Source organism: Acinetobacter sp. YH12108 (assembly GCF_013419055.1).
Lineage (GTDB): Bacteria > Pseudomonadota > Gammaproteobacteria > Pseudomonadales > Moraxellaceae > Acinetobacter.
Map to the genome: position 1 here is coordinate 1 of NZ_VPAW01000022.1, position 18257 is coordinate 18257.

General features: G+C 33.2%; 17 protein-coding genes and 1 pseudogene. 8 read left to right on the top strand and 10 right to left on the bottom strand.

Features of this window, described 5'->3' with window-relative positions; all coding sequences use genetic code 11:
• The 3 genes and pseudogenes from FTU46_RS12995 to FTU46_RS13005 form a co-directional block, all read right to left on the bottom strand.
• Window positions 1–670 (bottom strand): annotated as a pseudogene (locus FTU46_RS12995) (IS5 family transposase); the annotation flags it as partial.
• Window positions 671–766: 96 nt separating this feature from the next.
• Window positions 767–1963: a reverse transcriptase domain-containing protein gene (locus FTU46_RS13000; protein ID WP_180074853.1), complete on the bottom strand. Its 1197-nt coding sequence runs from the start codon at window positions 1961–1963 to the stop codon at window positions 767–769.
• Between the two features lie 917 nt (window positions 1964–2880).
• Entirely contained in the window at window positions 2881–3447 is a 567-nt protein-coding gene (locus FTU46_RS13005; protein ID WP_180074852.1) for a recombinase family protein, read from the bottom strand.
• A gap of 251 nt (window positions 3448–3698) precedes the next feature.
• Between FTU46_RS13005 and FTU46_RS13010 the strand changes: the two genes are divergently transcribed.
• The 8 genes from FTU46_RS13010 (at window position 3699) to FTU46_RS13045 (ending at window position 10574) form a co-directional block, all read left to right on the top strand.
• Window positions 3699–4247 (top strand): recombinase family protein, encoded by a 549-nt coding sequence (locus tag FTU46_RS13010; RefSeq protein WP_180105146.1) that lies wholly within the window; start codon window positions 3699–3701, stop codon window positions 4245–4247.
• Window positions 4248–4544: 297 nt separating this feature from the next.
• Window positions 4545–4937, top strand: a complete 393-nt coding sequence (locus FTU46_RS13015) for a plasmid replication DNA-binding protein (RefSeq protein ID WP_180105147.1) — start codon at window positions 4545–4547, stop codon at window positions 4935–4937.
• Window positions 4938–5232: 295 nt separating this feature from the next.
• Window positions 5233–6144, top strand: a complete 912-nt coding sequence (repM, locus tag FTU46_RS13020; protein WP_180105148.1) for a replication initiation protein RepM — start codon at window positions 5233–5235, stop codon at window positions 6142–6144.
• A 288-nt stretch (window positions 6145–6432) separates the two neighbouring features.
• Window positions 6433–7191 (top strand): hypothetical protein, encoded by a 759-nt coding sequence (locus FTU46_RS13025; RefSeq protein WP_180105149.1) that lies wholly within the window; start codon window positions 6433–6435, stop codon window positions 7189–7191.
• Window positions 7192–7920: 729 nt separating this feature from the next.
• Window positions 7921–8268: a hypothetical protein gene (locus FTU46_RS13030; RefSeq protein ID WP_180105150.1), complete on the top strand. Its 348-nt coding sequence runs from the start codon at window positions 7921–7923 to the stop codon at window positions 8266–8268.
• 794 nt (window positions 8269–9062) lie between these two features.
• Window positions 9063–9572, top strand: coding sequence for an antirestriction protein ArdA (locus FTU46_RS13035; protein WP_168409004.1), 510 nt, complete (start codon window positions 9063–9065; stop codon window positions 9570–9572).
• A gap of 361 nt (window positions 9573–9933) precedes the next feature.
• Complete coding sequence (locus FTU46_RS13040) at window positions 9934–10179, top strand: helix-turn-helix transcriptional regulator (RefSeq protein ID WP_034672741.1); 246 nt, start codon at window positions 9934–9936, stop codon at window positions 10177–10179.
• A 218-nt stretch (window positions 10180–10397) separates the two neighbouring features.
• The gene (locus FTU46_RS13045; RefSeq protein WP_168369472.1) at window positions 10398–10574 is read left to right on the top strand and encodes a hypothetical protein; all 177 of its coding nucleotides are present in this window, start codon (window positions 10398–10400) and stop codon (window positions 10572–10574) included.
• A 165-nt stretch (window positions 10575–10739) separates the two neighbouring features.
• On the opposite strand, the gene FTU46_RS13050 is transcribed toward FTU46_RS13045, so the two are convergent.
• From FTU46_RS13050 to FTU46_RS13080, 7 genes are all read right to left on the bottom strand, one after another.
• Complete coding sequence (locus FTU46_RS13050) at window positions 10740–13367, bottom strand: DEAD/DEAH box helicase family protein (RefSeq protein WP_180105151.1); 2628 nt, start codon at window positions 13365–13367, stop codon at window positions 10740–10742.
• Between the two features lie 2 nt (window positions 13368–13369).
• Window positions 13370–15301, bottom strand: a complete 1932-nt coding sequence (locus FTU46_RS13055; RefSeq protein ID WP_180105152.1) for a site-specific DNA-methyltransferase — start codon at window positions 15299–15301, stop codon at window positions 13370–13372.
• A gap of 123 nt (window positions 15302–15424) precedes the next feature.
• A complete protein-coding gene (locus tag FTU46_RS13060) occupies window positions 15425–15658 on the bottom strand; it encodes a hypothetical protein (RefSeq protein ID WP_034686370.1) in 234 nt (77 codons plus the stop codon).
• Between the two features lie 10 nt (window positions 15659–15668).
• Window positions 15669–16055 (bottom strand): hypothetical protein, encoded by a 387-nt coding sequence (locus FTU46_RS13065; RefSeq protein WP_005248689.1) that lies wholly within the window; start codon window positions 16053–16055, stop codon window positions 15669–15671.
• 425 nt (window positions 16056–16480) lie between these two features.
• Window positions 16481–17770, bottom strand: coding sequence for an LPD7 domain-containing protein (locus FTU46_RS13070; RefSeq protein ID WP_015060274.1), 1290 nt, complete (start codon window positions 17768–17770; stop codon window positions 16481–16483).
• A 10-nt stretch (window positions 17771–17780) separates the two neighbouring features.
• Window positions 17781–18062 (bottom strand): hypothetical protein, encoded by a 282-nt coding sequence (locus tag FTU46_RS13075; RefSeq protein ID WP_005248700.1) that lies wholly within the window; start codon window positions 18060–18062, stop codon window positions 17781–17783.
• 10 nt (window positions 18063–18072) lie between these two features.
• Window positions 18073–18257, bottom strand: a 185-nt coding sequence (locus FTU46_RS13080; protein ID WP_180105153.1) for a hypothetical protein, incomplete at its 5' end; no start/stop codon positions are given.

Consider the following 18257-nt stretch of genomic DNA (forward strand, 5'->3'; position numbering starts at 1 on the left):
TTTTTTCTAGGTGGAATCACCGCATGTGCTTGCCGATCTGCAATGACCTGACGGCATTGCTTGGTGTCATAAGCTCCATCGGTATAAACAGAGTCAATCTGCTCATCTTGTGGAATCTGATTAAGTAAATCACCAAGCACCTGTGAATCACTGACATTATTGGTTGTGAGCTGAATAGCGCGTATTTGTAGGGTTTTGGCATCTATACCAATATGTAGTTTACGCCATTGGCGACGATATTCAGCTCCATGTTTCTTGCGTTTCCATTCGCCCTCACCTAGAAACTTCATGCCTGTAGAGTCTACGAGTAGATGCAGCCCATCGCTACTTTTTTGGTAGCTGATTGCAATATCAATATGCTTTTGTCTTCTACAAAGCGTACTGTACGAATATCACTGATATTCGGGGCTGCTCAGCCGCAAAGTTTAATCAGACTTTGCACAAAGCCAGTGACCATACGTAAAGATAGACGGAATAAGGATTTAATCATTAAGCAGCATTGGATAGCTGCGTCGGAGTAGGTTTGATTTCGCCCTTGTTTGCCTTTTGATGGAGCATACCATTGCGTAGCAGGATCAAACCAAATGGCAATATTTCCGCGACTCATGAGTGCTCGGTTATATGCGGGCCAATTGGTTGTGCGGTAGATTTTGTGTGTAGGCTTCTTCATTTGAAAATTATATCGCTGAAAAAGCCTTTACAGATAGGTTTGTGCAACAAAGCCGTTTAACTACAATTATTTTTAGGGACATATTTCATATAAAAATCATAGACTAAAGAAAAACTTCTTTTGACGAGAACTGAGACGTTCCATATCCAAACCTAGAGATGTTAAAAGTTTTGAAAAGATCATTATTTTCTTATTATTAATCTCTTCCTGAAGTTCACTAATATTACAAGCATCTGAAAATGCCGAACTATATCCATTTGTTATATATTTTATATCCTGAATTACATCAGAAAAATCTTTTTTATTTTTAAGGTTTTTATTTAAAGAATCATATACATCTAATTTATTATTAATTGTTTTAAAAATTGAATTAGGTATATAAGCTTTAAATCTATTGCCGCTAGATCTGAATTCCAAACCTAAAAAATCAATAGACTGATTTTTAACAATTTTAGTTTTTAGTTGGTCTTCTAGAGGAGGGATTGCAAGATCAATTTTTTTTAATTCCTCAGTTACTAAATTTAAATATTTTAGAGCTTCTAGGCGAGATGAGCAAAATATAACTAAATCATCTGCATATCTTACATAAGGAATATTTTTTTGATTCATAAAAGTATCAAATTCATAGAGATATAAGGATGCAAGGAATGATGACATTGGCATACCTTGTCTAATGCCTTTTCCTCTTTTAGATTTTAAAAAATCTATTTCTTTAGCACCGATTGATTCAGTTTCTTTAAGTCTGGTATCAACTTTTATAATTTTTTCTAAGAGAAAATTTATTTCAGGTATATCTAGTTTTTCTTCAATATTTTTTTTGATTAACTGACGATTTAAATTATCGAAGAATGCTGAGATGTCAGTTTTGAGAACATACGAGTATTTATTTCTTAATTTTAAAGCTTGTATTCGTGCAGATATTGCACCAGCTTCACTAATTTTAGATGAAAAGTCATAATTAGTAGCTAAGATATATTTATTTTCATGTTTTTCTTTTATATATTTTAAAATAAGTTTTTGAATTATGCGATCTTGTATTGATGGAACGCATATTAATCTTAACGAACCATCTGGTTTTTCCATTAAAATAGGATGTAAAGATTGAGGAGAATAATTTTTTTTAGATAAATTATCTAAAAGTTCAACTAAGATTTTTTCTTTGTTTAAATTGAATTCATTAAATGATAAATATTCTGGATAGTATTTAGTGTTTAATAAATAAGGACGTTGTTTATTGAATAACTTAAAAAAAAATTTAATAAAGTTTTCTTTAACGTAATCATAAAATGTCATTTACTCTTTCTCTGTATGTTTACAAGGCTACCCATACAGGTACGAAGTGATTCTACGCATCTCACCATCACCGCTGTTCACTAATTTTTCGATGAACGTATAGCATCCTGTCAAGGACTCTGCTGAAATATGTGTGATGTGCTGTACTCGGGTCGCATCATTGAAGTTTTTGCCGTGTTTTGGCAGCGCTTCAGACTGAAAAATCAACCCATAGTCAATGTGATTAATAGCTATATATTTATAGCATTTTATATAATCATACATCAAGCATAATATTGTAACAAAACAAGACAGTAGTGTTCCCATGGTAAAAGGGCTAATGAATAACACAATTATCATGGTTAATATCATTACTGCCGTAAATATGCTCTGGAATAAAACCATGCTACGTTGATTCTGTTGTGCCTTCATTATTGCAACCTCCGAATTATTGTTGGATTCCTCTCTAAAAATGGTAGCAAGAGGAACGAGGATTCTACGCATCTCACCATCACCGCTGTTCACTAATAACTCGATGAACGTATAGCATCCTGTCAAGGACTCTGCTGAAATATGTGTGATGTGCTGTACTCGGGTCGCATCATTGAAGTTTTTGCCGTGTTTTGGCAGCGCTTCAGAATCAACGCCATCAATATAAGCTAAATTTAATCATAGGCATAGTTTTAATTATTGTGAGTTATAACTTTAGGAATTTCTTTTAAGTTATTTCTATATTTTATGAAAAATAGTTTCTATTTAAGCTGTCCTAAAATTAACCCAATGCAGCCTATATAAAATACATTTTATTTATATTTTAAAAATCAGCAACATAATACTTTGTAAAATCCCATTCAATTTCTAATAGGATTTTTTATTGATTTATCACGTTCTAAGGCTTTCATAATCTCAACTAAATATAGTCGCCAATTCAAATTGAGTTACTCACCTGCTTTTAAATACCGATATACCGCCTGGCGACTAATTCCAAATGCTTGGCCTAATGCCATTTTTGAAGGGTACTTCCCTTCCTTCCATGCTTGTCGTAAAGCTTCGGCCTGATCAGGTTTCAATTTGTGTACCCGGCCTTTATACTTCCCTTGAGCAGAGGCGAGTTTAATTCCTTCCTTTTGTCGCTCCAGAATAATCTCACGTTCAAACTGTGCAAAAGCCCCCATCAGTTGCAGCATCAAATTATCCATCGGGGTGGATTGGGCCGTAAAAGTAATATTTTCTTTTACAAACTGGATGGCGATCCCTCCTTTAACCAGTTTATCTACTTCGGTAACCAAATCTTTTAGGCTTCGTGCAAAACGATCCATGGAATGTACAACAACCCTGTCCCCTTCCCGGAGATAGTTCAACATTTCCTGAAATTTCGGCCGGTCGGTATTTTTACCCGAAGCTCGGTCAACAAAAATCCGGTCGACTTCAATTCCCTCAAGTTGACGTCCAGTATTTTGCTCGACTGAACTCACCCGGACATAGCCTACTTTTTGACCTTTCACTCTTTCATGCCCCAATTGGATAAAAATAAATAATTTCGTAAATTATAGACCTTAAATATCAATGTTACATGTTACATATGATTAAAAATCATTTAAATGATACATATTTTTACGAACTTTTAAAGTGTTACTTTAGGGTATAATCAAAGAACACATAGAAATGAATACATTAATCTGTATTCTTAGGGTTGTTTTAAGGTTTTGAATACAATATATTGAATACATCTAGAATTAAAGAATACAGATAGAGCATGTCAAATATTGGATACATACGAGTCAGCACAGCTAATCAAAATACTGAAAGACAATTAGATGGTATTAATCTAGATAAAGTATTTGTTGAGAAGCAAAGTGGTATCAGTAAAGATCGTGAACAGCTAAAGGCTATGATTGATTATGTCCGAAAAGGGGATATTGTATTTGTCCATTCTATCGACAGACTTGGAAGATCATTGATTGATCTGAAAGAAATTGTTGAACAGCTAAAAAACAAAGGTGTATCTGTTGTCTTTCACAAGAACAAACTAGAGTTCATGGCTGATAAATCAAATAGCACACATGAATTAATGTTCAATATCTTAGCTTCATTTGCCCAATTTGAAAGAGATATGATCAAAGAACGTCAAGCTGAAGGAATTGAGAAAGCGAAAGCCAAAGGTGTTTATAAAGGTAAACCAAGAAAAGTTACAGACAAGCAAATTCTAGACAAACTAAATGAAGGCATAAGTATCAGAAAAACTGCTGAATTATTAAATTGCGGAGTATCAACTGTACAACGTGTCAAAAAAGCAAATAGCTAAACCTTTAATAGCACAGGATATTTTAAATAAATCCCCCATGCTTATTATGTCAGTCTATCAACATGTTCAATATATAAACATAAAAATGTTAATGGATTGTAACAAGGAATTAGAATTACCCCATGTATATTATGGGGTATATTTTACTTAAATATTATTATTTTCAATAATTTATATATAATATACCCCCTGTTTTATTTAACACCAGATGAATATATAGAACGATCTTATTTTCATAGAAATTATTGTGTATTAGCATGTTAACCTGAACACATATCAACAATAAATGGCTGAACAATGGCACGTATAAGTATTAACAAGGCTTCCCAAGAGTTTAATGTCAGCAGGAACACCCTTTATAAGTACATAAAACAAGGGAAGTTAACTAAAGATGAAAATGGTAAGTTGGATAGCAATGATCTTATTAGACTGTTCAGCGTTCATGTTAATGGACAACAACTAAATGAACATCAAACTGTTAACAATAACCAAGAATATGATCAATTAAAGCAAGAGAATGAACAGTTAAAACAACAACTCTTAATACATGAAATGCGAATAAATGAATTAAAGATGCAATTGGATTATGTAAAAGCAAATGAGCAATGGTTAAAGCAGCAGTTAGACCAGAAATTAATTGAACATAAGCAACCTGAAAGAAAGGGTTTATTTGGTAAGTTGTTTGGCTAATCAGAATAAGATACCTATAAAACAATCAAAATATTAAATTTCATTCAAAGAATCATTCTTTTAGATATATTTATTTTAAGATACTTTTAGAAACCTGTGAAAGCCTTTATTCATAAGTGTTTTAGAACATATAAAGATAGGTTTTCACTACTATAAAGATAGGTTTTCACTACCAAATCTTGTGGATAATGACCTTATAAAGATAGGTTTTCACTACTAATAGATAGGTTGTTTGACTTGCTATCTTTAATGGAGAGGTATATAACATTCATCAAGTTACAAATACTTCTTTGATATGGAAAATAATAAATTAGTTGTTAAGGATAACGCTTTAATTGATGCTAGCTTCAATCTATCTCTGATTGAGCAACGACTATTATTATTAGCTATTGTCCAAGCAAGAGAGATAGAAGAACTTACTTCCAGCACAGCGATTGAGATCAAAGCCAGTCAATACGCTACACAGTTTAATATCCATGAGAAAGAAGCCTATAACGCACTGAAAGCAGCTTGTGATCTGCTTTTTGAACGTAGATTTTCATACATTGATAGATATAAAGGTAATCAACTCATCAAAAAAGTTAGATGGGTCAGTGAGATTGGGTATCTAGAAAAGAAAGGAATTGTGCTACTTAATTTAAGTGACACAGTAATCAGCTTAATTAGCCGATTAGAACAACAATTTACTAAATACCATTTAGATCAGGTATCTGCTTTCAAAAGCAAATATTCAATTCGTTTATATGAGTTAATCATAAAATGGTTAAATAATGGAATCACTCAAAAATATGAAATCACAGACTTAAGATCAAAATTAGGTCTAGAAAATACAGAATACAAAACCATGAGCCTGTTTAAGGTAAATGTTCTGGATAAAGCTGTAAGTGAAATTAATAACAAAGCTGATTTAAAGGTTACTTATGAGCAATTTAAAGAAGGTCGCTCAATTACCCATGTGCAATTTAAAATGAAACCTAAAAAGCTTCAGGAAGAACGTTTAAAGAATAAAACCATTGTTCTTACTGCTAAACAGCTTGATATGTTCAGTGACAAACTAAGCAAATTGCCATCTTTCCAATCTCACTTTATGGCTGATGTAGGTGAAGATATGGTCAGCTACAAAAAGAGAATCAGTGAAAAGTTAGAAGATGATTTCTATATCCAGCAGTGGAAGGATTATTTGGATGAAACAGGATTTAAATTTTAAATTTTTGTAAAAAACAATTCCATCCTATTTTTAATGGGTATACAATGAAAGATTGTGCTAAAAAAATATAACAGACTTAGCAGAAGAAATTTTAACTTTATTTTTATCAATAATTCATTTTTAGAATTGCCCCCAATAGCTTGCCAGTTCATAGTCACAGCAGATCCAATGATCATTGCTGAAGACATCATTTTGGCTTGAAAAAAGTCGCAATCGTATCTGTAGTATTCGAATAGATACATTCTTTAAAGAATTATTGATTACAGCATAAGAGGATATTAATTATTGATGATGACAACAACGCAAAGCCAGATAAGGACATACCGTGGTTATCGAATCTTAAAGAAAGCAGATATTGAAGACAATCTAAGGTCAATGTTGAACGTAGTAACCCGATGCAGGGAAACCATGACTCAACCAAAGATGATGCATTTTGTATGTGAGATTGAGGACTTTGATCTGTTTCCAAGCAAGTTCATTCAATCCATTAAAGAAAAGTTTAAAAGCGAATGGAAAAAGTATGAAAGAAAACGTCATGCTGATAATCCACGTGCAAGAAAACGTCGTTTACCAAATCTAGAAATAATTTATAGCATTGAAGCCAAAGATATCGATAATCCAAACTTCAACGTATTTGATCCTGATCAACCAGCAAAACTTAGATATAACCATGTCCATATAATGTTGATTATTGATGTGGGATCAAATATCTATTCCAAGAAAGAAATTACCAGCATCACCAATAGGGCTTTAAACAGAATACATGGTGTGAAGAAGTTAATCATCGAAGATGACTTCCATATTACTACTGAAGATGGAAATGAAAGGAATCGTGGGTTTCTAAAATTTAGAGATACTAGATCAACCACTAAAACTGAAAACGAATTTCTTGATTTGTATTGGCATGATTTGAAACAAGAGTTTGATGACGCATTAATCAGGGCAAGTTACTTATGCAAATCAGAACAGAAAGCATTATTGCCTGAACGGTTCCAAAACAGTTCATTCAATGTCACTAGAATGGCAAGACCAGCTGTAGTGGCTTAACCGCTGTTTTACCCAGAAAATCTTACTTCTTTAAAGGACTAAATACTTATATCAAGTTAACCAGAGGATATAAGATGAAAACTTTAAAGATTTTTTTTGTGGCAACAATAGTATTTACGTCCATAATATTTGTACCAATTTACATTCCTATTGAAGTAATCAATATAACCACGACAATCATCATTAACTAAAAAGAGAAGCCGCTTAATGCGGCTTCTTAAATAACATCAAAACATGCGTTTAAACACGCATTTAAAGCGATTTCAGCCCAGTTACACTAAAAATGACAATACCCTACATGGAGAATACAAACTGGCTAATATGTGCGATTATTTGGATTTTACGAATAGTATGAGAATCATGTTAGATCACAAGGATATTTTTTTACAGGTTAACTTCTAAAACCAGTAAATAAACCTGACCCAAGTACAATAATTATGAAAGCCATAGCTATGGACTTCAAACAATATAAAAGAAAATAACCAATTCCTTTGAACGTCTGAAAATCATAATTTAAATAAAATGAGATGATTAGACATATTCCGAAGGCTAAACTAGTGGCAGTATTTCTCTGTTTTGCTCTTTCCTCATTTAATTCTTTACACTGGGCAACAATCTGTTCTGCTTCACGACTTCTCTTTCTCATCTTAAATAAATATTTTAAAAATCAATTATTCATAGCATAGTATAAAAACTCACTGTTAATAAGAAATTACGAGATATCTAATTATGTACATTGGTGCTTTTATAGAAATGTTTGCTGAACAACTTGGGGTGACTTTAATCCTATTCTTATTGGTTTGGAGTATTGTTGGGAGATATCAAGGTGCAGCATTAAAAGTTAAAAAACGTAAATTATTTTTAGCTTTTTTAGCTGTAAATTTCATTACCATCTGTATCAGGCTTTTCTTCGTGATCAGTACTAATGCGAATTTTGGGATCTATATGACTGAAGAAAAAGCATATATTTATCTATATTTAATCCCACTAATTATTTCCATAATCACTTGTTTAATAATAAAAATTAAAGAATCTAAAAGTCTTAAATTGATTACAGATGAGAATCAATCTATCTAAATCTTATAGAGCCTGACATCGTTCAGGCTTTTATTTGTCTATAGTCTTCAATGGGTATACCCTATAAATACAGGAATTGACTAAAAATATTAAGGCGTAAAAAAACCCGAACACTAGGGTGTGATCGGGCTATAAAAAGAAACTACAGCATTAATTTCTAGGAAAATTATAACATACATCACAAAAATTAAAAAATATGGGCGTTCCCTTTCAGGTCGGGCTAACTGGCTTCGCTCAAGCCAAACGATGAAGCTGTTTGTCTTGCCCCTTCGGGCAGAATCCCTAACGCAAAAGCAAAAGCACTGGACTATGTATAGTAGGACTTTCCCTTCAACTTATGCTGCAACAACCAACATCATTGAACTTTATTTCAATCACTCACAATGTCAATTACGCAAGCTTCATTGACATTGCTCCTTGCTTGAAATTTTTTAAGTTCAATGGTTGTCGCAGCGATAAAGTTTGATGAAGGTAGGATCACATACCTTTTACATATTCCTTGAATAAGGATGTCGCTTCGCTCCGTTTTAAAAGCGTTTGTTTAATGGATTGCCACAGCTCCAAGAATGATGAAAGTTAGAAGCAAAAACAAGCTTATCTTTTATAAAATATAGTTGTAATAATAGAGCTATTAATAATTATAAATCATATAAAAAACATTAGTTTATTGTTGATAATAGGTACTAAGTCCAGTATAATAACAAGCATAAGGTGAAGAGATATAAAAAGCCTTAGAGGTGCAACGTGTACCGACTGCTAGGACTTGCAGATAACCTAAGTCCAGGACTTAAAAAATGAACGCTATCGACTTTTCTAATGCTGCATCTGATTCAACTAAAAACTTCCGTTTAGAAGCATTTAGCTTCACTTATGACTTCGGTCTCAATATTTTCTTTGATGATATCTCAGACCTTCGTGACATCATTGGCGATACAGAAATCGAGTTCTGGCAAGTTGAAGGCTTGCGAGAAGACACGTACATGAACGTGGATAATTTTAAAGACCTTGAGACAGCTATAGAGCTAATCATGGAAGGTCACTTCCAAGAAGACCTAGACTTGTTCCAGCAACTAAAAAATGAGGGATACGTTAAAAACTTAGAAGATGCTCAAGAATGGCACGATGAAAACCAATTCTGTGAAGATATGAGCGACTATGACTTCGGTCACTACCTTATGCATGATGTGAGCTGCATTGAGATCCCAGAAGCATTACAGGGGTATATTGATTATGAAGCTTATGGTCGTGATGCAATGATTAATGACTTTGTACGTGTCGGCAACTTCATCTATAGCAACCATTAAGGGGAGCTATAGACATGACTATTATTTCTTTATCTCCATGCACTTCTAAACTACCTACAGTCAGCTTGTGTAAATTTTGCCGATCTGTTGTTAGTTTGAAATTTCAATATTTCGCAGGCTGTTTTAACTGTGCAAAAGTCTCTAGCAAGAATCAGGCTATAACTTTTATTGTTATAGGAGCTTAAAAGATGAATGCACAAATCAGGTTTTATTCTGAGATCTGCAAACGGTGTACTTGGTTATCATTCTGTTTTTAGAGCTTTAAATGAACTCGAAAGAACGATTAAGCTAAAAGGACAACGTACCTTAAAAATGATTTAAGTGATAACATGAAGCTCCTGCAATATGGAGCTTTTTTTTAATGAGCAAATTTGAAAATATGACGTTTGAAAACTTTTTAATTGAAGCACCAGAAGCAAGTTCTATAAAAGATCTTCGGCTTGATCTTGGCTTAACTGCTGCACAGGCTGCAAAGTTAGCAGGCTTGTCTGATGGCTCTTTATGGCGCAAATATGAAGCAGGAGAAAGACAGCCAAACAAACAGACTTGGACAGTTTTTTTAATGGCTTCAGGACAGCATCCAAATTTTAAATTAAATACAAAATAGGTTTTGTGTAGGTACTTAGTCTGAGCCTACACCCCCTAAAAAATTTTGCCCGCTTCTACGCTCATATCGTGATTAGTCGCATCCCTGTTCTTATCTAAAGTAGTTCTAGGTTTTTAGTGCGTCATCTGAAGTCGCAAAGAAGCGGAAACGGCTACTTTCTGCATGTGATTTAATGTTTACGGCTGTTATATTTGTTCCATATATTTGAGGGTATATAGATGACTAATAAGGATTATGATGCGGCTTTAGAAGCTCTAGCTGAATTGGTTAAAGACGTATCTAAAATAGCTCATGCTGAAGCTGTAGATAAAGCTCTTGTTGAGCCGACTAAAGCTAACATTGAAGAGCGTAATAAATTAAAAGATGTTGTTGATCAAGCTGAAGACTTAAAATGAAAGGCTCTCACATTGAGTAAAAGCATCTGTTCATACTCTATAGATACAGAATATTTAGTTACTTTTTTAATTTGTCATTCATGCAATACGTAAATTGTTATAGATAAAAAAATCCGATTTCAAGAAATCGGATTTTTTACTGTTTGTTAATTCATATTGGAAAACCTAAATTAATAATGACTGCGCTTCTAACTGCTGACTGTCATATAACTTGTCTGATAAGTCTTTAATGAATTCATGTCGTTTACTTTCAGCAAAGAATTTAACGCCTACTAAACGTACATTTTCATCACTTTCAACCATAATAAGGTTGGGATCATTTATTTTTTCTAGCATGTTTTCTTTCCATGCATCTTGTATCAAACGATCATCGCCTTTTGGTTCTAAAAAGACCTGATAATAAATATGATCATTGGCCTTATCCTTCATCAACATAATGAAATCAGGCATAAAACCTCGGACACCATTAAATTCGGTTAATTTAAAGCGTGTAGTTTTCTCATCATTACGAATAATGTAAATATCATCATATTTAGTATTCAGTTTCTGCATAAACTGTTCTAGCAGCTTAATAAGCTTATGTTCTAACTGATTCAGGATAGCCTGATCATAGACATACCATTTTTTCCCAATGGTACTCTCTGATGTGATTCTTTGATTGATCATCATATTTGGATCAACATGAACAGTATAATCAGTAATTACATCTTTTAACGGTTTACTAATAAAACGGTATGTGCCTCTGTATTTCTGATAGTTACGACGAATGTTCTCAGAAATCCTTGTCAAAACTGTTTCCAGAAGTTGTAATTTCTCCCGAGGAGGAAGATCACTTAGATTGAGCTTACTAGGTAAGTTCACATTAATTGTTAATCCACCTAAGTATTGAGAATCAGATAAAAACTCATCAAGACTACTTAAATCAGGGAAATAGTGTTTTAGATTACTAAATTCAAAGAACCTAATTTTCTGTAAAGCTTTAAACCAATAACGCTGATCTAGCTGTAAAGTCTGCGTATGTAATACAGTGTTTTGATTGCCAGTTAGATTATCGAGTCCAACTTCATTAGCAGTTTTATAAGAAATCTCATACTGTTTTTCTAATGAATATGAAGTCCACGAACGTTCTTGTCCTGTAATTTCTTCAACTTCATTAAAAAATAATTGTCCATGTTTATAAAAGTGAGAATCTTTAAAAGCAGGCTTGAGCTTGGCATGTTCAACGATACCTTGCCCATCTGTATCTACAACAATATCAGCTTGCTCTAAGGATTGATGCAAAGTTCTAATATAAGCAGGTTCATTGATCGTATGATAATGTAATTGTTCTAAAACACTGAGTTCACTTGTACTTAAGTCAAAACGACGAATAAAACTTTTTTCATCGTTCAAAATGAATGGATAGTACCTTGCTCCACGCCCAATTAACTGCGCTTCACTATCAGTTCCTGATTTAGTTGATGATGCACTTTCACTTATGCGAACAATGTCATACAAGTTTAAAACATCCCAACCTTCATTAACCTTCGCAACGGCAAATATTAATCGTATTGGATTATCAGGATTTTCTAAAGTATTTAATAAAACGGGATATTCTTCTAGAATATCTGATTTGTTCACGTTTAAAATATTAAGCTCTTTAAAATCATCTTGTATACTTTCCACAATTGTTATCAGATTTTGATTTAGATAATAAGAAATTACTTTATTCCAAATACTACTTGATGAAGTAATTTGTGTTTGTTTATTCACTAAATGCTGCTTAACCTTTTCTGGGGTTAAAGCATTGATAATTTGGGTAAATTGATCTTGCTTAGCCTTAGAAATTGCAATCTTATTCGACTTAAATAGAATAATTGGTTTAAAATCCTTAATACCGTGTTTAATTGCCACTAACTTACGATATTGGCTTAATAAAACGGCATCAATCATTTTTTCATCATCATGCTGATTAGCTTCTAAAAGCATAACTTTCTTAGAAAAACCATCAGTCATAAATTTCTTTAAGTCGTACTGATAAACGATTTTATCTTTGTACTTTTGGTATATTTCCTTATTTTCTAAATTAATTGTCGCAGTAAATTCTAATAAACGATTCTTTTCTTTTAATGCAAGGATACGCTCAATAGTACGTTCCCAAGTTAATTCCTCATACTCTGTTGAAGTCTTAGATTTACCCTTAGCTTTTGTTTCAGCATTAAAGTGATGCGCTTCATCACCCAATAAAACAAGTGGAATTTCAGCTAAATCCTCATAAGTAATACTGTTCTCTTTATAGCTATTCAACTCATCATGGATTTTATGAATCGTTGATAGCTTTAAGTAAATGGTATTTTTACTTGGCTGTCTTGGGAATGTATCGACTGCTTCAATAACTATACGTTCCCCTTCTATTTCAATAGATTGAGCAAAAAGATATTTAGACGATAATTTATTTAAAAGGTTTTCTTTAGTTTTTTGGATAATTGCATCCGTATGTACAAAGAAAATGTAGTTTTGGTAGCCATATTCCTTAAACAAATAAAGAATTGCACTGGCCATGACCATCGTTTTACCTGAGCCAGTTGCCATATTAAATAACAAATGCTTAAAACGTATATCTGCTTCATTATGAATTTGTGCATAATGTAGATAGCGTAAGGCTTCTTCTTGATAAGAACGTAAGTCGTCTTTCAAGTTAGATTTTAAATATTCAGGGGTTTGATAATTCCCCTTAAACAATCCAAATTTATCAATTTGTTGGAATTGGTTAAATAAAAGATCTTGTTTCGTTACTTTAGTGTTTCTAGCCATGATCAATCCTTATGATAAAAGCTAGTTGTGAAAGCTTTATCGCTTTCTGAAATAGCATATCTTTGATCATCTATTTCTGAGAAATTCACATACAACTGATTCTTATCCAGAACTTCAATTAAAAGATGTTTTTGCTGAGTTAATTCAAGCTCATTAAACGTTACCAAATGATTAACCCCATCAATTTCATATTCATTATTTAAAACACGATCTAATGCAATATGATAATTAAGGTGCGCTTCTACTTTCATGACTTCAAATATATGAAGTAATTGTTCTGTTGTTTTTGCTTGTTCAATTTGATGAATAAAAAGGCAATTTAATTCCATAAGCTCAGTGTAGACGAAACTTCCACCGCCTTGCCATTTCACATCTTTAGAGATCCCCCCTTGCTCACCTTCAATGACTTTTTGTAGGCGAGGTACGGTAATTTCATTGATATAGTCCATCTGTTCTATACCAATATATCGACGTCCCATTTTATGAGCAGTCGCACACGTCGTTCCACTGCCTAGATGAAAATCTAATACTAAATCATTTTCATTAGTTGCGAGTTCTATAGCCCGTTGAACTAAATTCTCAGGCTTAGGATTTTCAAATACAACCGTATTAAACATTCGTTGTTGATGCTTAGTTGCACTGGTTGTAGTATCAGTAGATGTCCATAAGATGGTATCTGGTACAATAGAGTTCCATAATGTTGATGCTGTTTTGCCTTTACCAGCTTCAATAGCATCTTTTAAATATACTTTTAATTGTGGCTTCGTTTGTCCTTTAGATCCAAATTGGATTCTGTTATTTTCTAATAAATCAAAATATTCACTCTCTTTTGTTCTCCAACATCTACCTTCTGATGGAGTATACACTTCTCCATTATTAGGATTTACTATTGGGTAAGATAAGTTTTTACGTTCATTAGGCGCGTCGAAAGGTTCAACTTTATACTTGCCTAGTTCATCTTCTAAATCAAAGCCTTCAACATCCAATGCCAATCTAAATTCATGTTTATTTATCTTATTTTTATTTTTTGCATAAGTTAAGACATGGTTACTCGAAACAGAAATCAATCCATCACTTGATACAGATTTTCTTGATTGCCAAATCACGTCGGCTATGAAATTTTCTTGACCGAAAATACCATCAGTCATGACTTTTAAATAGTGTGCGCCATCATCTGATATTGTGATGTATAAAACACCATCTTCTGTCAAAAGCTCTCTTGCTATTTCTAGCCGATTTTTCATAAACACTAACCAAGATGAAAGCTTAAAGTTAGAGTTGTAGACAAAAGTATCAGCAGGTTTTTTCTCAATAAAGTAATAAGGCGGATCAATAAAAATACATTTTATTGAATTTGAAAAATTTAATTTCAATGAATGTAAAGCGATTAAATTATTACCTTTAATAATTAGATTATCTTGATTTGTAAATTCACCAATATCTTCTTGCACACCATTTTCAATATAGCGTTTTGAATTTGTGAATACTTTTGGAGAAAATAGACGATCAATTTCATCACGGGCAATGATTTCATTGTAATAAATTTCATCCTTACCCTGATCCTCTTTAGTCATTCCACCTTCAAGAACACAATCTTTAAAAGGAAAATCTAAAACAACATCAGAACTATAATCTAAATATTTACCTTCACTGGTCAAACCTACATTATTACGGTACTTAGTAAAACTATCAGCCCAATACTCTTTATATTTCAATAGGCTAATGAGCTTTTCAAACTCAAAAATAAGGACACCATCAACATCGGTACTATAAATAGACTTAATCTTACTGTTATTGATTAAAGCTTTAACTAAATCAGCTTCTTTCTTCTGAATTGCATCAATAACGAGGGATCTTTGGAGGTTTTCACCATTCCAAAATTTTGGAAACTGCTTAAGAATTTTTTTTAGCGTTTGAATTAGAGCTGTATCCATGATTACTACCGATGCTAAAATTTTGTGAATGCAGAATTATATGCGATTCTATTCCCATTCATCTTAGATATTTAACTAACAGATCTTAGACTAGATCATGAGTTGTACGATTTACTCACTTCATTAAGAAGATTCTTTTAAATTTTTCTCATCTTTTATATGTTCGGTAACTCTTATCATCCAATACATCAATACAAAAAATGGAATAAGCAGAATTAAAAGGTAAAGGATACTAAAATTCAGAAAGTATCTGGCAAAAGATAAGATTGTCAGTAAGACCAATAATCCGCAAACCGTATAGACAATTTTATTGCGTTTACTAATTAGCTCGACAATAGAAAGATCCTGATTTTTCATTCTATGATTCCTAGTAGCTTGTGCAATACTGCATTTCCCTATAACCATGTAGCATATTCACCAGAACCATGAGTTGATTAAGGTACGTACTAGGTAGCCCTTCTAGCTCAGGGAATTTTTCCCACATTAGATATTTATCTTTGTAGAGAAAGCAATTTTTCTTAAATTTCTCTTGGCCTGATAACTCAATTTTCATTTGTTCAAGCTGCTTAAAATGCTCAACCACATCGTCTGGAATCGGCATATTGAGAGCTACACTTTTACCATTTAACCAATATTGGATTGGTCGGACGTTAATAGATTCATTAAAGCCTATAGCTTTGAAATAATCGCGTATCGCTTCAGGGTTGTAAAATCCCAATGATTCAACTAGCAGTTTAAAATCTGCATTTGTCATTCTTTACCGTCCTTAATCAGATTAAATTTGATTATATAGTCCACAGGTGGACAATACAAGCAATATCCCAAGTTTAACCTTCTATTGGTTTTAGTAGATTATGGACTGCCAATATTATTGTCTGGTCCATAATCTCTAAAACGTCTAATCCCGATGCTTGGATAAAAGCTGCAAGCTGCAGCGTTTATCCAGGCATCTATATTACCTATCTAATCCAGATCCATAGCACATATATCAGAGCAAAGTGTCTACTTTGCGAACTGACGCAATCAGTTAAATTTTCCCTTCCCTGATTACCGTTGATTTTCAAGTGAGCTTTAAAAAGCTGTGCTTTTTAAATGGCGACCGCAGAAAATAAACTGCTCCCATTTGATCTAGTAGCGGGATATAAAAAACACCCGTAATGGGTGTTTTCGTGGCCTAGATTATCGAGATATATCTTTATTTTTATTTCTCTCTTGAGTTTTAACTTGTGGCTGCTGTACTGGCTGCTGTTTTGGAGCATTGGCATCATAAGCCGTTAATTTTGGCTTATGAAATTTCTGATTTTGAATATCGGCATTATGTTGAATCTGAAGCTTAGTTTTATCATTTTTGGTTAAAGCTTTTTCAGTTGTTTCTTTCAATTTACTCAAGCTTTGAGCTTCCCACTTCCCTTTATTTGCCAATGTTTGAACTCTTGCGCCTGTTGGCAGTCCAGTTTTAGGATCAATTTCTTTAGTATTCACTTCGACTTTGTTAGACCCTTTATAGGTCAGGACAATATCATCATTCTTAATGATATTTTGTTCTTTCAAAGTACGTTCCAGATCCTTCGCCCAGATTGTACTTTTTTCACCTTTACTATTTTCAATAGTGGCGTAGTAGCTACTGTTATTTTTAGGATCATGCTTATAAGGTGCTTCACCATGATCTACTAATTTTCCAACGTGCATTTTTTTCTGATTAAGCTGTTCAACCGCAACGTCTATACTGGCTGTGCGCTGCTTTTCTGTGAAACCGTCAGCTTTCATTTTTTTATCAAAAACTGTCAGTAAAGCTTTTTCCTGTTCTGACAGGTTATTAATTTTTTCCTTCCGTTCCTGTGCAGGATCTACTTTATCCTTCTCATTTAAAGGCTTCTCTTTCTGGCGTTCATTACCCTTTTCAATAGTATTGTGAACTACCTCTTTACCTTGTTCTTTTTTCATATCATTGAGCAAGGCTAGATCAATATCACGAGGTTCATAACCCTTTACTGTCATGCCCTTCATTGAAGCTTCAAGCCATACATTCCGTTTAAATTCTTCAGAGCCTTTAACCTGTATTGTTTCCCATTTTTTAGCTTTTGCTACCTCCACCATTGAAGCAGCAATATGTTTATCATCAATTGTGGTTTTTAAAGCTTTTCCAGAATCTTCAAAAGCTACTTTTTCAGGATTACCTTTAAAGTGATATTTGTCATCTACCACATAATATTTATTGAGCAATGCTTTAGGTATGCCTTCTTCACTAGATTCTTTACTGTCATCAGCTTTTAGCTTTTTGGTATCAGTTACCTTAGTTTCTTCAGGATCTTGATTAATACCTTTTGTACTTTTTGAAATATCTATATTTTCAGCTTTTTCAATCGAATTGACTTCAGCTTGATTTGTTTCTAACGTCTGGCCAAGTTTGGTATAGCCTGTTTGTTCTTTATTAAAACTAGGTTTATCGACCTTGTTTGCTTCAGTCATGATCAAGTCCTTATTGATTAGAAATATTTTGGCGACGTGCTGCTTCGTCAATAATCATTTTGGTTTGAATATATTTGTCTGTTAGAAGTGCAATTTGTCTTTCAGTTTCAGTGCTTAAATCTTTATTTTGCTGATATACAGCTATGCTTTGCATATAGTTTTTTACAGTGTCAGGCTGATTAACCGCTTTAGATGAAAAGCCATTAGGACTGGTCACGGCTTTATTTGAAGTACAGCCCACAACTGAAAAAGATAGGGCAAGGCTGATTAATGTAAGAGAGATTTTTTTCATGATAGTTTCCTTATTTAGAATTAACTTGGTCTGAAAACGCCTGATAAACGTCATCAATATCTGAATTTTCTATAGATCCGTTTTGACCTTCATCTGCTGCAACTAGATTTTCCACTTGTTCTGGTTCATCGACTGCAACCAGATTTTCCATTTCTGCAATCATAGCCAAAGGATCTGATTCATCTGCTGCAACAG